This window comes from uncultured Megasphaera sp. (assembly GCF_900539295.1).
Lineage (GTDB): Bacteria > Bacillota > Negativicutes > Veillonellales > Megasphaeraceae > Megasphaera.
In genome coordinates this window covers 1-3,238 of record NZ_UQBH01000048.1, presented here as the reverse complement: position 1 = coordinate 3,238, position 3,238 = coordinate 1, and the positions used below count along the sequence as shown (strand labels likewise).

Genomic DNA, 3,238 nt, shown 5'->3' with positions numbered 1-3,238 from the left:
CCGAAAAGATGGAAGTCCAGGCTCCGGCAGCTCGTGAACGGATTGAACGAGAACTGCTTGGCAAATAAAGTGTCCTTTTATGTGCGTAAGGAGAGACTGTTATGGATAATGTAGAAAATAAAAAACAGCAAACGCCTCATCAATTTCTTATGAAGGTCATGATTATCTCGACTTTCGGCAATTTGCTGTTCGGTTATGATACGGGCGTTATCAATGGGGCCCTGCCGTATATGTCACGGCCGGATCAGCTTAATTTGACGCCGGTTACAGAAGGCCTGGTAGCGAGTATCTTGCTTCTCGGTGCTGCTATCGGCTCGGTCTTTGGCGGGAGATTTTCCGATGCCTATGGCCGAAAACGGACGTTGAGCACTCTTGCCGTCATCTTTTTCTTCGGAGCTTTAGGATGCACCTTGTCGCCCAATGCGGCGGTCATGATTCTGTGCCGCTTTATTTTGGGCATGGCCGTTGGCGGCGCAGCCACGACGGTTCCTGTTTATTTAGCTGAAATATCGCCGGCAGAACATCGCGGCCGGATGGTCAACCAAGGTGAACTGATGGTAGTTACCGGGCAGCTTTTGGCCTTTACCTTCAATGCCTGCTTAGGCATCATGCTGGGCCATAACGAGCACGTTTGGCGCTATATGCTCTGCATCGCTGTTTTCCCGGCCGTCTTGCTCTTCATCGGCATGCGGCGGATGCCGGAATCACCGCGCTGGCTCGTTGTAAATAACCGTATCAGCGATGCGTTAATGGTTTTGAAAAAGGCTAGAACGGTAGAACGAGCGATTGCTGAATTAAATGAAATTCAGGATAACCTGGCCAAGGACCGCATGATGAAAAAAGCGACGTTAAAGGACTTGGCAACACCATGGATTCGCCATATCGTCTTCTTGGGCATGTTCTTAGCAGCTACGCAGCAGGTGACCGGCGTTAACTCCATCATGTATTACGGTACACAAATCCTGCAGCGGTCCGGCTTTAGTACGGAAGCGGCACTGGTTGGCAATATTGCCAATGGGTTGATTTCTGTCGTCGCTACGTTCTTCGCCTTTTGGCTGTTGGCACGCGTCGGCCGCCGGAAGATGCTGATCGGCGGTCAAGTCGGCATCATTATCGTCTTGGTACTCATGGGCCTCGTATCCTTATCCTTAAATGGTTCTCCGATACAGCCGTACTTGATTTTACTGTTGACCGTCAGCTTCTTAGCTTGCCAGCAATCGACGGTGTCCCCCGTTATCTGGGTACTTTTATCTGAAATTTTCCCGACCCGCCTTCGCGGTATGGGCATGGGCGTTGCCGTATGCTTCCTGTGGCTGGCAAACTTCTGCGTCGGCTTTACCTTCCCGATCTTTATGGAATATGTCGGCTTGTCCTATACTTTTTGGGGCTTTGCAGCCATCAACGTCATTGCCGTCCTTTGCGTAGCTCACTTTGTACCGGAAACGAAGGGCCATTCTTTGGAATCCATCGAACGACGCTTCCGCTATGGTAAGGGCGCAGATGAAATACAGCATGAATTGCGTAGTGAATCGATAAACTAGGAGGTTATAGAGATGACACACATCGAAGAAGTTGCTTTTAACATCATTGCCCAGGCCGGAGATGGCAAGGCTAAAGTACAAGAAGCTTTGCGTCAGGCCCGAAGAGGAAATTTTGGAGAAGCTGAAGATTTATTGAAAGAAGCCGATTTGATGCTGTTAAAAGCCCATCAAATCCAGACCGATGAATTGATTACGCGTCAGGCCAAGGGCGAATGGAAGGAACCTTTCAACGTCGTCGTAGCTCACGCCCAGGATTACGTCATGACGGCTATGGTGATGCGCGAACTGGCCAAGGAAATCGTTCATTTATATGCTAAAGTAATGGCCATCTAAATTTGATATGAAAGAAAGGCCTCTGCAGTCGATAATCGCTGCAGAGGCCTTTCTTTTATAAGTAGCTATATTTATAATGCATAACTTTTTAATCTGCCATACAAGTGAGGAATGTTTTGTAAAAAAGCTTGCATGTTCTTTACACACTGTGCTATCATGTACCCATAAAGAGCACGGGCTCGTAAATGATGAGGAGTGATAGATTTGGGCGTTACAATTAAGCAGATTGCCGAAATGGCGAATGTCCATCGCTCGACAGTCGACAAGGTCCTCCACAAGCGGCCCGGTGTCAGTGATGAAGTGCGGGCTAAGGTCCAAAAAATCATCGATGACGTCGGCTACGAAGTGAATCCCTTGGGAAAGGCTTTGAATGCACAGAAGCACAAGCGAATCATTTCCGTCATCTTATTAGTCGTCGATGCTCTTTCAGATATTCACGAAGGCATTGAGCAAGCCTGCCAAGAAATCGAGTCTTTGAATATAGAAGTCCGCTTCAATATTCTGAAATACTTAGATGTTCAAGGGCAGGTCAAGGCCTTAGAAACTTGTGTAACCGATCAGGTCGATGGGATCGTCATCACCCCCTTGAATCATCCCGATGTCTGGAAGGCTGCCGATAAGGCTATTGCCGCCGGGATTCCTATGGTGACGGTCAATACGGACATTATCAAGTCCAACCGTTTGTGCCATATCGGCCAGGATGCCGCTAAGGCGGGGCGAACGGCAGCACGGATGATGGGGCTGCTGACGGCCCATATCGGGAGAATCGGGATCGTTGCCGGAAGTGCGCGCAACCTGTTGGCCGTAGATCTTCGAGAGAAGGGCTTTCGGCAGTACCTCAGGGAACACGAGCCGGACATGACCGTCGTCAAGCGCATCATCACCCATGAACAGCCGAAACTGGCCTATGAAAAGACGAAAGAGTTGTTGACTCAGCACAAAGATATCAATGGCCTTTTTGTCACCTGCGGCAACGTTGAAGATATTTGTCGGGCCAAAGCCGATGCGGACTGTCAGGATATTCCCGTCGTCTGCTATGAACGGTATCCTAAGATTATAAAGCTTTTAGAAGACGGTGCTGTTTCATGTACTATCAGCAGCGATTTAATCAATCAAGGCTACCAGGCCGTCATGGCCCTGCGTGACTACTTTATTTACGGCCGCAGGCCGGAAGAGTATCAGTATATGGATATCAATATTTTGCTGAAAGAAAATTTATAATAAAATGAGTCCTCGGGACTTATTTTATTACCCCTTTACGAGCACGGGCTCGCAAAGGGGAGAAGCCGGAAAAAGATGAATCGTATCGATTCATTTTATTTTAAATATCTACGAGCACGAGCTCGCTAATAAAAAGGAGACTT

General features: G+C 48.3%; 3 protein-coding genes. All 3 read left to right on the top strand.

Features of this window, described 5'->3' with window-relative positions; all coding sequences use genetic code 11:
- The first annotated feature begins 101 nt into the window (after positions 1-101).
- Positions 102-1,541, top strand: coding sequence for a sugar porter family MFS transporter (locus QZQ46_RS10560; protein WP_296829813.1), 1,440 nt, complete (start codon positions 102-104; stop codon positions 1,539-1,541).
- Between the two features lie 12 nt (positions 1,542-1,553).
- A complete protein-coding gene (locus tag QZQ46_RS10555) occupies positions 1,554-1,874 on the top strand; it encodes a PTS lactose/cellobiose transporter subunit IIA (RefSeq protein WP_296829808.1) in 321 nt (106 codons plus the stop codon).
- 204 nt (positions 1,875-2,078) lie between these two features.
- A complete protein-coding gene (locus QZQ46_RS10550; RefSeq protein WP_296829806.1) occupies positions 2,079-3,095 on the top strand; it encodes a LacI family DNA-binding transcriptional regulator in 1,017 nt (338 codons plus the stop codon).
- Positions 3,096-3,238 lie beyond the last annotated feature (143 nt).

Excerpts from the sequence above, each read along its gene's own strand:
- QZQ46_RS10555 (WP_296829808.1), top strand. The coding sequence starts at position 1,554 with ATGACACACATCGAAGAAGTTGCTTTTAACATCATTGCCCAGGCCGGA.
- QZQ46_RS10560 (WP_296829813.1), top strand. The coding sequence starts at position 102 with ATGGATAATGTAGAAAATAAAAAACAGCAAACGCCTCATCAATTTCTT.